Consider the following 17,436-nt stretch of genomic DNA (forward strand, 5'->3'; position numbering starts at 1 on the left):
CGGCAGCTCTTTGTGTTCAGGGTTGTTTTCAAACCGTGAGCACAGATTAATGGGCTGCTGAAAAGCGAAAAAGCGGCTATAAAGCGTTTAACTGTCCACCAGAGAGTGACAATGAACCCGTTCGAAGACATGCGTATTTTTTGCCAGGTCATGGACTCCGGCAGCTTCACCGCTGCGGCCGATCAGTTGGGGCTGTCCAAGCAGTTCGTCAGCCGCCGTTTGATGCAACTGGAAGAGCGCCTCGGTGTGCGCTTGTTGAACCGCTCGACCCGCCGCCTCGACGTCACCCCCCTGGGGCAGAGCTATTACGAATCGGCGTTGCGTTTGCTCGGAGAAGTCGAGCAGGTCGAGCAGGGCATCGCCGGCGAAACCGCCGAGCCGCGCGGCACGATTCGCCTCAGCGCGCCGCTGTCGTTCGCGGTGGCGCATCTGGGTTGTCTGCTGCCGTTGTTCCTGCAGCGTTATCGCGAAGTCACCGTCGAGGTCGATTTAAGCGATCGCCCGGTCGACCTGCTCGGCGAAGGTTACGACCTGGCCCTGCGCATCGGCGTGCTGGAAGACTCGACACTGATCGCCCGGCGCATCGCCAGTATCGAACGGGTCTACTGCGCCAGCCCGGCCTACCTCGCCGAACGCGGCACACCACTCAAACCCGAAGACCTGCACAGCCACGATTGCCTGCCTTACGGCCACGGTCGCTCGGTGCAATGGCGCTTCAACGAAGCACCGGGCAAACCGCTGCTGATCAACGTCACCGGGCGCATGCGCGTCAACAACGGCGAACTGCTGCGGGACGCCGCGGTGCAGGGGATGGGAATTACTTATCTGCCAACCTTCATCGTCGGCGCGGCGTTGAAGGACGGGCGGCTGGTGCCAGTGCTGGATGATTTACGCCCGGAGCCACTGACCCTGTCGGCGGTTTATCCGCAGCATCGCCAGGCTTCGCGGCCGGTGCAGGCGCTGGTGGAGTTTTTGCGTGAGCGGCTTAACCAGAGTCATGTGAATCTTTGATAGTGGTTCCTGCTGGGCAAACGGCGTGTTATCGATTGGGCAAACGTCACACCGTTATTTCCTGCGATGTCTTTATGGATATTCCTGTCGGGTATGCAAAACGCTAAGTATCTCGACTCGATCCGTCACCTCATAAATCACTACGTAGTTAGGATGTACAACGATTTCCCGGGTGCCGGGAGATCGACCTTTACGGTAGAGATGGGGATGAACAGAGAGTGAGGTTGTGGATTCTTCGATGGATTTCGAGAGACTCACTGCGGCTGCAAAGTTTCTCTCGCCAATGTATCTGAGGATGTTCGAAAGATCGGCCTTGGCTTCGGGCCGCCACTCAATCTGCATCGGCCTTTTTTCGCATGGATTCGATCAAGGCATGCATGTCCGCCATCACGTCCTCATGGGGGAGACTCGGATGGGGATCATCTCTGGACGCCTGCACCTTGGCTCGCAACCAGCGATCATGACTGGCAGCCTGCTCGTCGTTTTCAAACCCTGAATCGTCGGGAAAGATTTTGCCGTCCATTGTGCCTCCGGGATCAATGCCTGGCAGTCTATTCGGTGCAGGGATTGCTGTCGTCGTTGTCTGGATGAACTGCATCTGGGTCGAGCTCCATGAGTACTTGTAGTTCGACAAATCCTAGACTGAGCGCTTCCGACGGCCAACCGACGGAAGATGTAGGAAAACGGTTGGGGTATCCCGAGTTCCTTCCTTTTTCTGTAGGACTCGCTGAAGAGGACTGCGCAGTGTGATTACAACATTGGAACAACCGCCACCCCGGGTCTGTTCTAGACTCACGCAGCTCAATCACGAGCCTCACCCGGAGTAGCGCCATGGAAGTGCCCAACCCCAAAACCGCCATCGAAAGCAATCGCCAAGCGTGGAACGATTCCGCTCGCCATCATCAGGATTCGCCGGACTGGCAGGCATTGCTCAACGATGTCGCGCAGGCAGAGTTTTGCTGCCTTGATGACACCTTGCGGGGCTTGCTGGACGTCGACGGCAAAGACGTGATTCAACTGGGCTGCAATAACGGTCGGGAGAGCCTGTCGCTGTTTGCGCTGGGTGCGCGCAGTGTCGTCGGCGTCGATCAATCCGCAGCGTTTCTTGAGCAGGCCCGCGAGCTGAACAGCCGCTCGCCGCACAATGCCGAATTCGTCGAGAGCGACATCCACCATCTGCCCGCATCGCTGCATAACCGCTTCGACGTAGCCTTGATCACCATCGGGGTACTCAACTGGATGCCTGACATCGGCGAATTCTTCCATCATGTCGCGCAGGTGCTGAAGCCGGGCGGCAAACTGGTGATCTACGAAACCCATCCGTTTCTGGAAATGGTTGATCCGCAGGCTGAAGATCCCTACCGCCTCGCCAGCTCGTATTTCCGTGTCGAGCCGTTTGTGCAGGAAGAACCGATTGTGTATGTCGGCAAGGTCGAGCAGCCGGCGGCAAAGTCGTACTGGTTCGTGCATACGCTGGGCGCGATCTTCAGCGGCGCCATTGGAGCGGGGCTGAGCATTGTGGATTTTCAGGAATATGCGCATTCGAACCGGGAAGAGGTGTATGACTGCTACCTGAACCAGCAGGCGCAGTTGCCGATGTGCTTTAGCCTGGTGGTGAGCAAGGCCTGAGAACCTTTTTTGCGACGGCTGGCCTCTTCGCGAGCAGGCTCGCTCCCACATTGGTTTCGCGTACGGCGACTATCCAGTGTAGGAGCGAGCCTGCTCGCGATGGCGGCCTTGCGACAGCTACAAAATTCAGGTAACGGCGCGATTGAGTACGTGCCCCGGCTGCGCATAAAGATCAATGCCCAACGCATGAATCACCTTCAACACTGTGTCAAAGCGCGGCTTCGCTCCGGGAGCAAAAGCTTTGTACAAACTTTCACGACCCATGCCTGAATCCTTGGCGATCTGCGTCATTCCTCGCGCCTTTAACACGTAGCCGATTGCGCGAAGGAATTCTTCGCTGTCTCCGTCTGCAAGCACCTGTGACAGGTACTCACTGATGGCTTCATCACTGTCGAGCAGGGCGACCATGTCGAAATTCGTCAAAGTCTGGCTCATGGTTAAACCTCCTTTGCCATTTTTTGTGCGCGTCGGATGTCTGCGCTTTGTGAGGATTTGTCGCGCCCGATGTCGTGCTTGACTCTATCCAAGTGGATACAGATAAACAGTCGGCCAAGTCTTTCCCGAATGTTGGAAGTGTCGTCACAGTTTGTAGGCAACCAGCCAATCGCTTGTGAGAGCTGCGGGTGCAGCTACTGGCCTCATCGCAAGCAGGCTCGCTCCCACAGGGAAACGCATTCCAGTGTGGGAGCGAGCCTGCTCGCGATGGCGTTATCAAAACCGCCGCAAATATTCAGCCTGAATCAAGCCTGCGCGGGCGTACTTGCTACTGGTCTTTCCGGCTTGCGCAGCGCCTCCAGCCTCGACTCGCTGTAGCGCGTTTCGCGGAAGAAGCGCCAGTGGCCGAACAGGTCGTAAACATGCGTGATCCGCCCTTGTTCCTTATAGCCCAAGCGCACATGCATCTTCAGGGCCTGGATATTGGCGTTGTCACAGATATCCACCACCTTTTTATACCCCCCGGCGTCCATGACTTGCCAAAGTGCGGTCTGTGCGTCGACGGTCAAGGTGCTGCCGAAATAGGGCCGGGCAATTTCGGCACCGAACTGGAAGTACTCACCGGGCTCGATCGTGAACGTGTAGCGGTAGAAGTGCCGATCGTAATAGTCGCGGGTACTGGCCCAGACGAACCCGACGGTGTGGCCTTCCTGGTCCAGGTACATGTGCCCCGTGTGCCCTTCAGCGGCCAATTCGGCCATGGTCTGCACACGGTCACCAAAGTACTTGCCGAAAGCCTTGGCGTTATCCTCGGTGATGTCGACTCTATGTAAACCTTCACAGGGGCGCAGTTTGTTCGGCGCGATCGGCGTGACCAGATCGCGCTCCATCCACAGCAATTCACGGTGAGCGAAGACATAACGTTTGCCGAAAGCGCCAAGGGTGCGGCGCAGGCCTTTTTGTTTGATGCGCAGAAGCAGTTTGTCGATGACGTTCATGATGCTCTCCGAGGCGCTAGCCCTGGTGTGGTGGATGATGTTGCCGGTTGAGTTGCGCAGGTATTTGCCGCTTTCGGTTTGCCGGCACGCTGTGCGCGCCATTTTTGCAGGGCCGGTTTGACGCAGTACCAAAGACGCAGGCCCAGGCCCAGCAGCAAGCCACTGGGGCGCCATGAGTAGAAGCTCCAGCGCCAGTGTTCCAGTTGTCCGGTCATGCGCTCGTGCAGTTGATGACTGGAGTTATCCAGGCTGACCCGCGAGGCATCGATCCAGTGCCATTGCTCGTCCAGGCCCCAGCGAATCCATTCCTCCAGCAGCACTCGACCGCTGCCCAGATCGGCATGTTGCGGCAGGAACGCCAGGTTGTAGTCGTAGAGGCGGCCCTGCTCGAGCAGGCCCAGCCGATAACTTATGCAGCGGCCGTCCAGCTCCAGTGTCACCACTCGCACCAGCCCTTGAGCGGCAAGGGCGGTGAAGGCGCTCTGTATCCATTGACGGCTGTGGTCAGTTGCGAAAATGCCGACGCCCTCGTCACCTTTCCAACTGACCGACTCGACTTCTTGCAACGCCTGTAAAACCGCAGGCATCGACAGCGCATCGGGGGTGATTCGCCGCACCTGGGCGCCGCACGCGGCAATCCGTTTGCGCGCACGACGCAGTTTGTAGCGCGGGTCGCCGGAAACTTCCTGCTGGTCGGCGTCGCTGATCAGATGCACCGGCACCCGGCAACTCAGGCGCCGTTCAGCGGTGGAGCTACGCGCCATCCAATCGGTGAGGGCACTTTCTTCCCCGGCAGGTTCCGACAGTTCGTTGAGTTGCAGCAGCGCATGGGGCAGGCGCTGACGGATCAGCATCAGCGCATCGCGCATACCCTCTGCGCCGAGCAACGACAGCAGGGCCACCCGATCGGCCAGCGGATAACCCAAGTGGCGCAAGACGCGAAATGGCACGCCCGCGAAGCGTTCGCGGCTGGACACCAGGGGCAGGCACAGGCGCAAAGCCTCTGCTTCCCAGCCGAGCAGAACGTGCAGGCACTGATTCTTTTCCAACGCCTGCTCTGCTGCGCACAACCAGCCGAGGTGGTTGAACGGCGTGTGATCGGCTACGTGAAGGCGCAGCGTTTCATACGCGGTTGCCGGGAAGTCGGCAGCGCACAGCGAGGTGCGCCATTCAAATCGCATCACCATAGGTTCAGGCCGCCGTTGCTGGGACAGGTGGACGAGAATTTTTCCGCAGTGCCTCCAGGCGCGAGCCGCTGTAGCGGGTTTCGCGATAAAAGCGCCAGCGACCGAACAGCGTGTAGATATTCATGATCCGCTGTTGTTCGGTATAGCCCATGCGCAGGTGCAGCTTGAGCGCCGGGATGTTTGTCGACTCACAGACATCGACCACTTTGCGGCAGCCTTTGGTGGCCATGGCTTTCCACAGGCGTAGTTGCAGATCAACCGACAATTCGGTGCCCCAGTAGGCGCGATTCAATTCGCCACCGAACTCGAAAAACTCGCCAGGTTTTACCGGGAACCGGCAGCCGTAGTAATGCCGGTCGATATAGTCGCGCGGCGTACCCCAGATGAACGCAACGGCATCGCCTTGCTCGTCGACATGCATATGCCCGGTATGACCCTCACTGGCCAGCTCGGCCATGACGCCGACACGGTCGCCGAAGTAACGGGTGAAGGCGCTGGCGTTGTCTGCGGTGATCTTCATTACGCGCAGCGGCGGGTAGGGTTTGAGGTTGTGCGGCGGCACGGGGCTGACCAGATCCCGTTCCATCCACAGCAGTTGCCGATGGGAAAAAATGTACATTCTGCGGATCTTCGCCAAGGTCGCTCGCAGACCTTTGCGACGGATATGTCCGCTGAGTTTTTTAAAGATATCCATGGTCTCTTCTCCTGATGAAGGTGCCGCGCGCAGCATCACGCTCGCAGGGCAGAAGGGCGGTTCATGAAGCGTTCCAGTTCAGGGCAAACAGGGTTTGCCCGGGTAATTCGAAACGCACGCGCCCGTTTTCGCAGGCGAACGGTGCGTCGCGGGCGCGATTGTCAGCGCCGAAGAAATGCAGGGCGCCTTGGTTGAGCGGGCACTTGGCACCGCTCAGAGCAACGCGTTGCAGGCGTGTGCCTTTGTTCACCCCGAGTAACGTGCGCTGCTCGTCGCCGGCCATCGCCAGTACGTCCACTTCGAAGGCGTCGTTATCCAGTTGCAGCACGTGCGGCAGCCAATGCCGGGCGATGAATTGCTGGGCCAGGCCCACCGGTTTCAGCTCGAAGCGATCGCCGCCCAATACGCGCACCATGCCCTTGGCGTAGGGCGGTTCGTCGGCCGCCTGAAACCAGTTGAGCATGCTCAGCAAGCCGTCCTGAGAAGCATTGATGACCACCGATGCCCACCACAGGGCGGCGTAATGAGTTTCCTGGTCGTACGGGCTCAGGCTTGAGCCACTGGACAGATTGGTCTGATCGAGCAGCAATGCTTTGCGCGGCTGACCCTTTGCGTCGAGGCCGACCAGTTGCGCGGCGCGGCGCACGCTGTCGCGGTAGACGCGAGTGGCGAGCAGGTCGCGGATCATCCATTCGTGCCAGGCCAACGCGTCAATCTGATCGGGCGCTTCACTGAGCAGACGCCGTGCCCAATCAATCCCGCGTTTGTCTGCGGCGTTATTGGCGAACGGGCCGTTGACCAGGCGCGAACTGGCCGGCATGGCGATGCGCACGCCGGCCCTGGCGTTGGCCGGATTGCTGCGCACCTGGCGGGCCATGCTGACAAAAATCGAGCGGTATTCGTCGTAGCTCGAATAGTTGAGGTTCGGCTCGTCGGCGAAGCCGATGTAATGCGTGCCTTGACCACCCAAGGCACGAGTACCGGCGAGCCATGTCTCAAGGCCGTTGCTGCTTTGTACATCGGCGCGCAGATTGGCCTGACGCCCGGTGCCGGCGAGCAGGGTGATGTCCTGGCGGATGCCGAAGCGCGTCTGATAAAGCTGACGAACCGGGTCTTCGAAGCGGGCACTTTTCGACGTTATGTCAACGTAGCTGTAGTAGCTCGCCGCACTCGGTTTCAACGCATCCAATGCGGCATGGCTGCTCGCGGGCGGCATCAGATTGGGCAGCGCGATGCCCAGATCCGGAGTGCGCCCGAGCACCATGGCGTGCAGGGTCAGGCGGACCTCACCCGATTCTTCATGCACTGGCTGCAGCTGCTGCGGATTCTGCGCAAACAGGTTGGCCGTGCCGTCGAGCCAGAACGCCGCTTTGCCGCTGCCCTGCAGGCGCAAGCGCCAGACCTGAGGCCGGTCACTGACCGGCAAGGCCACTTGATCGAATTGCCAATAGGCGCGGTGGGGCTTGAGGGCCAGCGACAGCTGTTGTCCATCGTCCACACGCTGTGCTTGCAGCGCGTTGACGCCGCCATGGTATTTGCCGTTCAGCACCGCATGCTCTCCCGGTGCGACCTGGAAAAACAGCTCAGTACCATTGCGGGTTTCGACGCTGAAATGCACCTTGGCCGGACTGAACAGCGCCACGGTGGTTGCGTCATGCTCGACGCGGTAACTACGGAAGCTGTAGCCGGGAATCTCCAGGCGATAACCGGCAGCTCCCGGCACCAGCGGCCAGCTTTGCGAACCGCGAACCTCACTGGCCTTGATGAAGCGATCACCTTGCAAGCGGCCATGGCCGTCAAGCAGATAGATATGCTCTTCATTGGCCTCGGCCTGCCACGCCGGAACCCAGCGCACGGTGACTGTATCCGGGCGGTCGGCTTGCAGATACAGGCTGCCGTCGCGAATGTCGCCCCACTGCATGGGCGCAGCGAAGGCGTTCAGCGTCATGCCGAGTCCGAGCAGCAGGGCCAGGCGCTTCATGCGGCTTTCCTGCGGTGCAGCATCAGCCACATCGGGCTGAGGTCACCGGGCAGAATGAACAGCGTGTGCCAGAACGGCACGCCGCTCAGCCTGCAATAAAGCACCAGCATCGCCAGGGTCACTGCCAGATAGGCGATCGAGGACGCCGCCGCTGCGCCGACGATGCCGTAGCTGGGGATCAGCAGCAGGTTCAGGCCCAGATTAAGCAACGCACCCACCCCCATCATCAGCGAGACGGTGGCAGGGCGGTTCTTGCCGATCAAGTCCAGGCGCAGAATGCTTGCGTAGCACAGGCCCAACAGCCCCGGCAGCAAAGCCAGCAGCGCCGGATAGGCCGGTTGGTAGGCGACGCCAAACAGGGTGATGATCAGCCATTCGCCGATCAGCGCCATGGTGATGCAGGCGCAGAGCATTACCGTCGCGGTCAGACGCAGCGCCAGCGGCGTGACCTTGTCCATGCCCTTGTCCTGTTGCAGCAGACGCTTCATCAGCGGTGTGGTGACTGCTTCCGGAACGATAAGCAACAGTTCAGCAGCGGCGCTGGCCATGGCGTAGTGGCCGAGCGCGCTGCTGCCGAGCAGGGCGCCGATGAACAGGTAATCGGAGCGCAGGATCACCTGTTGGAACAGCAGGTCCGGATGGCTGCGCGCACTGAATTTCAGCAACTCGTTCTGGCTCGCACGATCCCATTGCAGTTGCAGCGGCTGTGCGCGTTTGAGCCACATCCAGCCCACCAGCACCACCAGGCTGATACCGGCCAGCCAACTGATGAGCGCCGCTTCGAGTGCCGCCTCTTTCCACATCCAGAACAGCGCAACAAAAAGCAGTAATGGTGCCAGCGATTCGATCAGACGCAGGACATTGAAGGCGACCACGCCACCCGACGCGTTGTGCAAGGTCAGCAGGCCGCTTTTGAGCACGGTCAGCGGTACCGCCAGCAGCAACAGCCACGCCAGCAGACCGAGCTGCATCGTGACGTCGAGTTCGCTGCCGAATTCTCGCGCCAGCGCCACCACCAGCAACGTTAGCAGCCCGGCCAGCAGACAACCGAACACCAGCACTTGAGCGAGCAACAGACCCATCGGCCGCTGGTTCGCCGCTTGATAACCGACCGCTGAATTCAGGCCGCCGCTGGTCGCCGCACTGATCAGATCCGGCAGGGTGCTGAGCAGGGCGAACAGACCGCGTTCGCTCGGCCCGAGAATCCGCGCCAGCAACACATTGCGCAGCAGGCGCAGGGCGATCATCGCCAGTTTGGTGCCCATGCTCAGGGCGAGGTGCTTGATGTAGCTGCCGCGACTCATGGCCGTGCCCCGCGAAAGATCCGTAGCGACAGCAGCTCCGGATTGCGCGCGGTACGTTGGCTGACGCCGAAGCGCGGCAGGTTCAGCGGGTCGCCGGCGCCGCGATAGAGTCCGGTGGACGTGCCAAGGGCAAACGGATAATCGTGATTGGCGACCTGCTCGCGCACGCGCTCATCGTTGTCGCCGTTGGGGTAGCAATACACCGGCAGTGGCCGATTGCAGCCGTTGTGCAGGGCGTCGCGGCTGCGGCTGATTTCTTCGTGCAGACGCATGTCATCCAGGCCAGTGAGGATCGCATGACTGGCGCCGTGGGGGCCGAAGCGCACCAGACCGGACGCTTCCATGGCGCGCACCTGATGCCAGTCCAGCGCTTGTGGCAGAGAATCCGGCGGACACTCATTGGTCAGACGTTCGAGTTCCTGCGGATCGAGGCTCTTCAGCCCTTGCAGGTAATGCAGCAGTGCCAGGCTGCGCCGGTCGACATCGATATCGTCGAGCAGCACCGGCAGCGGATGACCGGTGATGCGCAGGTGCTCGATCAGGTGCATACGGGCCTTTTCGCCATGGCTGCCCCACAGCGTTTCACCGACGCTTTCCCACCAGAACCGTTGCCGACTGCCAATGAAATCGGTGGAAAGAAAAATGCTCGCCGGCACCTGATATTTTTGCAGCAGCGGATAGGCATTGACCGCGTTGTCACGCCAGCCGTCATCGAAGGTCAGCGCCACGCGCGGGCGCTCGGTGCGCAGGGCGTTGGGCTGCAACAGCTCCATCAGCGGCACGCAATCGAAATGCTTGCGCAGCCATATCAGCAAGTGTTCGAACGCCTGCGGGCCGACACACAGTTCATTGCGGTGCGGCAGGTTGGCGGCACGGTCGTTGGCCAGCACTCGGTGGAGCATCAGGATGACCCCGGCCCCGTGCAACTGGCTGCGCCCCACGGACGAGTTGAGATAGAGCCAGCCGCTGGTGCGTTTTATCAGTTGTTTGATAGCCATGGGATGCGCCCTCTCAACGATTCTGGTCAGGATTCCACTGTGCGTACCGTTGCCCGCGCAGGAACTGCCACAGGCCGACGCTCATGCCTGCCAGCGTCACCAGCAGGAAGGCCGCGAGGCGGAACGGTTTCGGTAAACGGTGTTGCGAATCCAGCAGGCCTGCGATGGCAATCGAGTAGCCGATCAATTGCGCGATCAGGCTCAGGCGATAGAAACCGTGCTGGTTCCACAGCCAGAAATTGCTCAGCAGCAGCGGCAGCAACAGTACTGGCGCCAGTCGACGAATCAGTTTGTGGCTGATCAACGCGATCGAATACAGGCCGTGCTTGAAGGGGTTGAGCAGTTCACGGCGTTGCGCCAGGCTCTGCAGGCCCCCGACGGTGACCCGCTGGCGGCGGCGCCACTGCTTGTCCGCTTCGTCGACACCCTGATCGATCACCTGCGCCTCGGGCACGTAGACGATGCGTTTATGCGCCACCGGTGCGCAGGTACTGATGAAGAAATCATCGTTGACCTCGGCCGGCACGGTCTGGAACAACTCGCGACGCAGGGCGAGCAGGGCGCCGTCGGCGGAGACCATGCAGCCGGTGCGATTCTCGACCCGGCGCAACCAGCCTTCGTAATGCCGATACAGGCTGTCGCCGATGCTCAGCCCGCCACCGGTAACCGGGATCACCATGTGCCCCGCGCAGGCGCCGACCTGCGGATCGCTCAACGGCGCGAGCAAGTGGCCGAGGGTGTCGCGCGACCACTGGTTGTCGGCATCGGTGAACACCAGAATGTCGCCGCTGCTCAGGGCGGCGCCGGCATTCAGCGTGGCGGCTTTGCCCTGGCGCGGCAGGTCGAGCACGGTGATGCGCGGATCAATCACTTTGTGCGCGCAAGCCACGGTGTCATCGGTCGAACCGTCGCTGGCCAGAATGATCTGCAACGCGGCCGGCTGATAGTCCTGAGCCAGCAGCGTGCGCAGCTTGTGCTCGATATGGCGTGCCTCGTTGTGCGCGGCAATCACGATGCTGACGTTCAGCGGCGGTGCGGGAGCATGTCGCCAGGCCGGAAACAGCGGCGCGAGCAAGGTCAGCAGCAGCGGATAGCCGACGTAGGCGTACGCCGGCAGCAGCAGGCACAGGCAAAAAATGAGTTCAGCCACGGGCAGGCCTCCTTGCATTCCAATGACACAGACCGAGAATCAATGCTGCGCTTGCCAAGTGCAGGCGCACCCAGTGCAGGCCCCAGAGCTGCAAGGTCAGGCTGAGGTTATGCTGGCGAATGCTTTGCCGCAGGCTGAGCAGCAGACTGGGCAGCAGGCCCGCCATCAGCAGCAGCAACGCCTGCTGCGCGTAGCCGCCCAGCAACGCAAGAATCGCCAGAGCATCAAGCAGCCACACCAGTAACGAGAGCAGCGGAAACCTCAGCAGACGCAGGCTCATGCCGTGGGCGCGGAGCAGTTGCAGGTGACTGCCCTGACGCCACAGTTCCTTGCCGATCCATTCGCGCCAGGTCATTTCGTAGCCCCAATGCAGAGCGACGCTGGTATTGACCGACAGCAGACGAGCACCGTGTCTGTGCAGACGCAGGGTGTATTCCTTGTCCTCGCCGGTGCGCAGGGTTTCGTTGAATCCGCCGACCTTGTCGAACCACTGCTTGCGCATCAGCAGGTTGGCACTGGGCAGCCATTGCACAGTGCGCGTGGCGCCACCCGACGGGCGCAAAGAGCGGCGCTGCCACGCGGCGGCGAACCATGGCGCGGCAGCAGGGGTGTGCAGGTCGAGGCCGAAGACGTCGCCCTGGTCGCCCGCAGCCAAAGCCAACATCTGCTTCAGCCAGTCTTCCGGCATCTCGATATCGGCATCAATGAACGCCAGCCATTCACCACGGGCAACCGTTGCGCCACGATTGCGCAAGGCGCCGATCAGCAGGCCGGGCAGTAGCAGAACCTGCGCGCCGAATGCGCGGGCAATCTGCGGACCTTCGTCGGTGGAGCCGTTGTCGACGACGATCAGTTCACAGTCGATGTCGGCTGCGTGCGCGGCCTTGCTGGCGGCCAGCAGCGTTCGGCCGATGTGCCGGGCTTCGTTGAACATCGGAATGACGATGCTGATCCGGCTCATGCTTTGGCCTCCGGCAGCGCTGCCTGCTCGGCTTTCAGGCGCAGCACCCAGGTCAGCGCCAGCATGATCCACAGGTATTTCAGGTTCGGCGCACTAAGGAACATCAGGAACAACGTTAACGACAGAAAGCTCATGCCCAGATGGGTAACCATGCCTGCGTGCTGCCACTCGCGCCGTTGCAGCCACGTGCGTCGTGCGCGGATCAGGTTGTAGAAACCCTGTACCAGCATGCCGACAAACAGCAGGCCGGCGGGAATCCCCAGTTCGCTGAAGATCTCCAGATAAGTGTTATGCGCCCGACGATACAGGTCGCCGATCTTGCGGTTGGCCGAGAACGCCTTGGCATAACCGGTGGTCGCGTAGTGCAGCGGGAAGGTGCCGGGGCCGGAGCCGAGCAACGGATGCTCGCGGATGATCTGGCTGCCAACGACAATGTACGAGGCGCGACGGCCGAGGGATTCGTCCTGGGCCTTGGCCCCGGCGCTGAGGATGCTCAGCGACTGAATGCGTGCCAGATAACCGGCCGGCATCGCATAGATCGCCAAGGGCAGGATGATCGCAGCACCGAGCATGGCGAAGCCGAAATGCCGTGGACGAATGCGGGTCAACTGCTGGCGGTAGTGCCAGACCCCGATTGCCAGACTCAACGCCAGTACCACCAGCCCTGAGCGCGACTCGGTTTTGGTCATGCCGCCGAGCAGCAACAGACAGCAACCAGCCCAAAATAAACGGTGCAGCAGGTTTGGGCTGCGAATCACCAGCAGCAGGCCCAGCGGCACGGCGAAAGCGATCAGCAGGGCAAAGGCATTCGGGTCTTCGAGCAGGCCGGCGGCGCGGCCCTTGTCCTGGAATCGGCTGGAAAACATCGCCATCGCGCAGGTCGCGCTGACACTGAGCGTGACCAGTCGGGCAAACAGATCCAGATTCAATTCACGCCCGATCAACAGGGTGATCACGAACAGGACCAGGCCCACGCTCAGTTCACGCAGATGAGTCTGCGACATGCCCAGATTGTCGCTGGCGAACAGGCTCAGCAGGTACAGCGCCATGAAACCGATCAGGTAGCGCCACAGGTTGCTGCGCAGGCGTTGCGACGGGATCTGGTGCAGCGCCAGTTGCAGCATCACGATCACCGCCAGCGAGGCACCGATCAACTTGCTGCCTGACACCGAGCTGTCCTTGAAGAAACCTTCGAACGGCACCAGCGCGGCAATGCCGAGCAGGCCCCAGGTCGGCTTGCGGTACAGAACGGTGAAACCGACCAGACCAATAACCGCCCCCGGTGCCAGATACGGCCAGGGGCTGGCCAGCAAACCGAGGCTGACCAGAGCGAACAGACTGACGATCGAGAGCGGGAAAATCATGCGCGTGTCTCCCGTGCCGTGTTGATGTACAGCTGCGACCAGCGTTCGGCCAAAGCCTTGAGGTCGTAGCGTTCCTGTTGGGTGCGTCTGGCGTTGTCGCGCAACTGCGCGGCCAGCTTCGGTTCGGCCAGCAGTGTGTCGAGCTGGCGGGCGAGGGCGGCGGTATCCGTCGGCGCCGCGAGCAGGCCGTTGTGGCGATCCTGCAAGACATCCGGAATACCGCCGACCGCGAACGCCACCACCGGCACGCCGGCCTGCATCGCTTCGAGCAGAATCATCGGCGTGCCCTCGGTGCGCGAGCTGATCACCAGCGCATCGAGTTGCTGCCACCAGCCTTGCATCGCCGTCTGGTAGCCCGGCAGGCGAATCCGCTGCTGCAAGCCGGCAGCGTCGATGCGCGCCTGCAAGGCCTCGCGTTCCGGTCCGTCACCGAGCATCACCGCGTCCAGTTGCGGATGCTGGTGACACAACGCAATCAGCGCATCGAGAAACAGATCCGGGCCTTTTTCACTGCTCAACCGCCCGACGTAACCGGCCAGCCAGCGTTGCCGCTCTGCCAGCGGCGGCATCGCTGGCGCCGCTGGCAAACCGTTGGGAATCACCTGCAACTTCTCCGCGCTCACGCTGGCCTTCAGATGCAGCGTGGCGATGCTCTGCGCCACGCAAACCACCCGTTTCACCGACGCCGTGCGGCACAGTTGCAGGCTCAGCCAGGTGTAGAACTTCTGCTTGCGACTGCGCGGCGTGAAGCCGTGCTGGGTGATCACCAGCGGCAGGCGCAACAGCGAGGCGCCGACCCAGCCGAACAGCAGCCCTTTGAAGTTGTGGGTGTTGAGCAACGGCTTGTCGCCACGGCGCTGACGCAAGTGCCGCAGCAATTCGCCGAGCCCGGCACAAGCGCGAGCGTCCACCCCGGCCTCGCGAAAGCGCGAGATCAATTCTGGCGGCGCGTCGAGAAACAGCACCTGGTGCTGCCCCGGCGTGGCCAGGCAATGATCCAGCAACATCCGCTCGGCCCCGTAGAGGCCGCCGCTGCTGAGCAAGTGAATGATCGGCAGGGCGACGATTGGGGTGGACACCGCGTTCAATTGCGCACCCAGTGAACCAGGCTTGGCATGGTCCAGTTCTTGTGCGGATTGCCCGGCTGCGACGTTTCCTCGTTGAGCACCAGCAACACTGGCACGCCCAGTTCATGGCTGATTTGCGCCGGATGCTTGAAGCGATGGTCGAAGAACTCACGCACGTAGACGAACGCTATTGCCAGCAGAAGCCCGGTGAACAGCCCGAATGGAATGATCAGCATCGGCTTGGGAAAGGCCGCCTCGGTCGGTTCATACGGTGGACTCAACACCCGGGCATTGGACAAGTCATTGTCCAAAGCGCGTGTCGTGCTGCTTTCGGCAAAGCGTTGCGCATAGGTGGAAAACGCTGCGTGCAACGCGCCGATCTCGGTGTCCATCTGACGCAGCTTGCTTTGGGTCTGCTGCAACTGATGGATGCGATTCTTGAACTCGGCAATGCGCGCGGTTTTCTGCTCGATGACCTGGCTCACCACCGACAGATCGATCGTGCGTTCCTGAATGCGGTTGTTGACCACTTTGAGGAACTGTTGGCGGGTGCGGGCAATTTGCTCGCGGGCCAGCAACATCGGCTCGCTGCCAGGCTGGAATACCGCCAGGTCATTCATATAGCGGCTGACCTGAGTGGTCAGCGCCTCGCCCATCTGCCTGATCTCGCGGTCCTCGAAGGCAATGTTGTCCACCGTTGTGGTGAAGGTGAACGGGAAGGTGTAGTCGTTGAGCTTGTTGGTGTTGGCGGCGGCCAGGCTGGTTTTCAGGTAATCAAGCCAGCGCTGACTTTGCAGCAAGCGATCGCGATACAGGTTGAGTGCCTGCTCTTCGGTGTTGATCGCGTTGAGGCGAAAGGTGATTTCCTCTTTCGGGTCGGAAGAACCGACGCTTTCCAGCAGGCTCAGCCGCGCGCCTTCTAGACCATCGAGCCGCACCTGATACTGATGCTTCTTGGTCTCGTAGAACGAGTGCGGCAGCTCGATCGATTGCAACGCCTGACGATCGACCAAGTAGTTCTGCAGCAACGCGGCAACAAACGTTGTGCCCTGGGCCGGATCGGGGAAGCTGTAGACGATCGAGATCACGTTGGAACCCGGCAGGGTTTCGATCTTCAGATTGTCAATGGCCTCCTGGGTCAAGCCGTCCAGTACCGTGTCGCGCACCGGATCGGTTTGCATGCCCAGCGCATCACGCAGCGGATTGACCACGTATTCGCGCAGTGGCGTGCTGACGTAACGCTTGAACGGCTCGCCAGCCAGTTTGCTGAGCACCCCCGGCGGCGGGTTGTACTGACCCTTGTCGCGCAGTTCGCTGATGGTCTGACGGATCAGCGCCGGCGAACGGAGGATGTTGCTTTCGGTTTCCATGTCCGCCAGCGATGGCGGAATGAAGGTGGCGCTGTCCTGGGTCAGCGAGGTGGTCGCATCGCCCTGAGACAGCTTTTTCGACTGCACGATGACCTGCGCGGTGATATCGAAGCTCTGTTTGAGCAGCAACGGCAGGAGCAGGGCGATCACTGCAAAGGTCAGGAAGATGCGCTTCACCGTTTGCTTGTTGGCGAAGAAAATCCTGAAGAACTCGTGCAGGTAATTTTCTTTTGGGTTCATGTCGGTCACCTGAGAGTCAGTTGTCACTGCCTTTGTTGTCGACGCGGTAGCCGAAGCTGAAACCGACGCCCTGGAACAGCACCACATCGGCCAGTTGGCGGGCGAGTTCGCCGGCGCTGGCCAGTTTGGTTTTTGGCACGTAGAGCATGTCGTCCGGCTGCAGATAGGCGATTTGTGGCGCGTCACCGGACAGTGCTTTCTCGACGTCGTAGTTCATCGCCTGCACCTGATTGCCGTTGCGCCGCATGATCACCACCGAATCCAGCCGCGCCTTGACGTTGGTACCGCGCGCCAGGGTCAGCGCCTCAAGCACTGACACCGGCCGGCGGATCGGGTAGGAGCCTGGCTGAGCGACTTCGCCGAGCACGTAGATCTCGTTGCCGGCGGTGGACTTGAGCAGCACGTCCACGGTCATTCGCCCCGGCAGTTGCGCGTATCTCTGGTTGAGGAAGGTTTCCAGCTGATTGACGGTCATGCCTTGCAGCGGCACAGCGCCGATTTCCGGAAAACTCGCGTAGCCATCGGTGCCGACGGTGATCTCGCGGCTCATGCCGGTGGCCGGATGATTCAACGCGCTTTTGAGGTTCTGCTCGTTGCTCAGCGGGCTGAGAATCTGTACCGAGAGCTGATTGCGGTTGGGCTGGAACAATTGCTTGCGCTCATACGCACGCTGGATTTCCTGACGGGCTTCTTCGCTGGTCAGCCCGGCGATTTTCACCGAGGTGTTGGCGCCCGGCAGTTCGATAGTGCCGTCGGGCAGCACCAGTTGCGTGCCGTTGAGCTGACTGGCGGCGGTGAAATTCAGGCCGATCTGGTCACCTGACTGCACGCGGTAAGCGTCCGAACCGCTGGTGCTGATGTGAAAGATCACGTCCAGCACGTCTTTCGGGCGCAGGGTCTGTTCGACCCGCGGCATGTCGGTGGCCTGGGCGTTGGCCGGTGTCGCGGTGAGGATATTCACCGGCATGTTGCGGGTCTCGGAAGTGCTGGTGCAGCCCGCAAGCGGCAGCAACAGCAGGAGAAGCATTCTGGCGTTCATGGCGTCAT

General features: G+C 61.1%; 17 protein-coding genes. 2 read left to right on the forward strand and 15 right to left on the reverse strand.

From position 1 onward, the window contains the following. The first annotated feature begins 111 nt into the window (after window positions 1-111). On the forward strand, window positions 112-1,011 hold the full coding sequence (locus AC0IXA_RS18975; RefSeq protein ID WP_024012435.1) for a LysR family transcriptional regulator: 900 nt from the start codon (window positions 112-114) through the stop codon (window positions 1,009-1,011). A gap of 72 nt (window positions 1,012-1,083) precedes the next feature. Here AC0IXA_RS18975 and AC0IXA_RS18980 read toward each other — a convergent pair whose 3' ends face one another. Both AC0IXA_RS18980 and relB read right to left on the reverse strand, forming a co-directional pair. Next, window positions 1,084-1,353: a type II toxin-antitoxin system RelE/ParE family toxin gene (locus tag AC0IXA_RS18980; protein WP_081489880.1), complete on the reverse strand. Its 270-nt coding sequence runs from the start codon at window positions 1,351-1,353 to the stop codon at window positions 1,084-1,086. Then, window positions 1,343-1,534: a type II toxin-antitoxin system RelB family antitoxin gene (gene relB, locus AC0IXA_RS18985; protein ID WP_038862015.1), complete on the reverse strand. Its 192-nt coding sequence runs from the start codon at window positions 1,532-1,534 to the stop codon at window positions 1,343-1,345. Before relB ends, AC0IXA_RS18980 begins: the two co-directional genes overlap by 11 nt. A gap of 308 nt (window positions 1,535-1,842) precedes the next feature. Between relB and AC0IXA_RS18990 the strand changes: the two genes are divergently transcribed. Continuing rightward, window positions 1,843-2,640 carry a class I SAM-dependent methyltransferase gene (locus AC0IXA_RS18990; RefSeq protein WP_471814322.1) on the forward strand — a complete coding sequence of 266 codons (798 nt, stop codon included), beginning with the start codon at window positions 1,843-1,845 and terminating at the stop codon, window positions 2,638-2,640. A 126-nt stretch (window positions 2,641-2,766) separates the two neighbouring features. Here AC0IXA_RS18990 and AC0IXA_RS18995 read toward each other — a convergent pair whose 3' ends face one another. From AC0IXA_RS18995 to AC0IXA_RS19055, 13 genes are all read right to left on the reverse strand, one after another. Beyond that, window positions 2,767-3,075, reverse strand: coding sequence for an addiction module antidote protein (locus AC0IXA_RS18995; RefSeq protein WP_071171759.1), 309 nt, complete (start codon window positions 3,073-3,075; stop codon window positions 2,767-2,769). Window positions 3,076-3,380: 305 nt separating this feature from the next. Then, window positions 3,381-4,073 carry an N-acetyltransferase gene (locus AC0IXA_RS19000; protein WP_136493992.1) on the reverse strand — a complete coding sequence of 231 codons (693 nt, stop codon included), beginning with the start codon at window positions 4,071-4,073 and terminating at the stop codon, window positions 3,381-3,383. Next, on the reverse strand, window positions 4,070-5,260 hold the full coding sequence (locus AC0IXA_RS19005; RefSeq protein WP_471814323.1) for a GNAT family N-acetyltransferase: 1,191 nt from the start codon (window positions 5,258-5,260) through the stop codon (window positions 4,070-4,072). The genes AC0IXA_RS19000 and AC0IXA_RS19005 overlap by 4 nt, the downstream gene beginning before the upstream one ends. 4 nt (window positions 5,261-5,264) lie before the next feature. Next, a complete protein-coding gene (locus AC0IXA_RS19010; protein ID WP_024012442.1) occupies window positions 5,265-5,954 on the reverse strand; it encodes a GNAT family N-acetyltransferase in 690 nt (229 codons plus the stop codon). A 61-nt stretch (window positions 5,955-6,015) separates the two neighbouring features. Further along, a complete protein-coding gene (locus tag AC0IXA_RS19015) occupies window positions 6,016-7,935 on the reverse strand; it encodes a hypothetical protein (protein ID WP_471814324.1) in 1,920 nt (639 codons plus the stop codon). Beyond that, window positions 7,932-9,239 carry an oligosaccharide flippase family protein gene (locus tag AC0IXA_RS19020; RefSeq protein ID WP_471814325.1) on the reverse strand — a complete coding sequence of 436 codons (1,308 nt, stop codon included), beginning with the start codon at window positions 9,237-9,239 and terminating at the stop codon, window positions 7,932-7,934. The genes AC0IXA_RS19015 and AC0IXA_RS19020 overlap by 4 nt, the downstream gene beginning before the upstream one ends. Beyond that, window positions 9,236-10,237: a polysaccharide deacetylase family protein gene (locus tag AC0IXA_RS19025; protein WP_024012445.1), complete on the reverse strand. Its 1,002-nt coding sequence runs from the start codon at window positions 10,235-10,237 to the stop codon at window positions 9,236-9,238. The genes AC0IXA_RS19020 and AC0IXA_RS19025 overlap by 4 nt, the downstream gene beginning before the upstream one ends. A gap of 13 nt (window positions 10,238-10,250) precedes the next feature. Further along, window positions 10,251-11,387: a glycosyltransferase gene (locus AC0IXA_RS19030; protein WP_471814326.1), complete on the reverse strand. Its 1,137-nt coding sequence runs from the start codon at window positions 11,385-11,387 to the stop codon at window positions 10,251-10,253. Then, window positions 11,380-12,348, reverse strand: coding sequence for a glycosyltransferase (locus AC0IXA_RS19035; protein ID WP_341637895.1), 969 nt, complete (start codon window positions 12,346-12,348; stop codon window positions 11,380-11,382). Before AC0IXA_RS19035 ends, AC0IXA_RS19030 begins: the two co-directional genes overlap by 8 nt. Beyond that, the gene (locus AC0IXA_RS19040; RefSeq protein ID WP_341637894.1) at window positions 12,345-13,712 is read right to left on the reverse strand and encodes an O-antigen ligase family protein; all 1,368 of its coding nucleotides are present in this window, start codon (window positions 13,710-13,712) and stop codon (window positions 12,345-12,347) included. The genes AC0IXA_RS19035 and AC0IXA_RS19040 overlap by 4 nt, the downstream gene beginning before the upstream one ends. After that, the gene (locus tag AC0IXA_RS19045) at window positions 13,709-14,800 is read right to left on the reverse strand and encodes a glycosyltransferase family 4 protein (protein ID WP_471814327.1); all 1,092 of its coding nucleotides are present in this window, start codon (window positions 14,798-14,800) and stop codon (window positions 13,709-13,711) included. Before AC0IXA_RS19045 ends, AC0IXA_RS19040 begins: the two co-directional genes overlap by 4 nt. Continuing rightward, window positions 14,797-16,389, reverse strand: coding sequence for a GumC family protein (locus AC0IXA_RS19050; RefSeq protein ID WP_471814328.1), 1,593 nt, complete (start codon window positions 16,387-16,389; stop codon window positions 14,797-14,799). Before AC0IXA_RS19050 ends, AC0IXA_RS19045 begins: the two co-directional genes overlap by 4 nt. Window positions 16,390-16,405: 16 nt before the next feature. Next, window positions 16,406-17,428, reverse strand: coding sequence for a polysaccharide biosynthesis/export family protein (locus tag AC0IXA_RS19055; protein WP_471814329.1), 1,023 nt, complete (start codon window positions 17,426-17,428; stop codon window positions 16,406-16,408). Window positions 17,429-17,436: the final 8 nt, after the last annotated feature.

This window comes from Pseudomonas sp. AC083 (genome assembly GCF_979253165.1).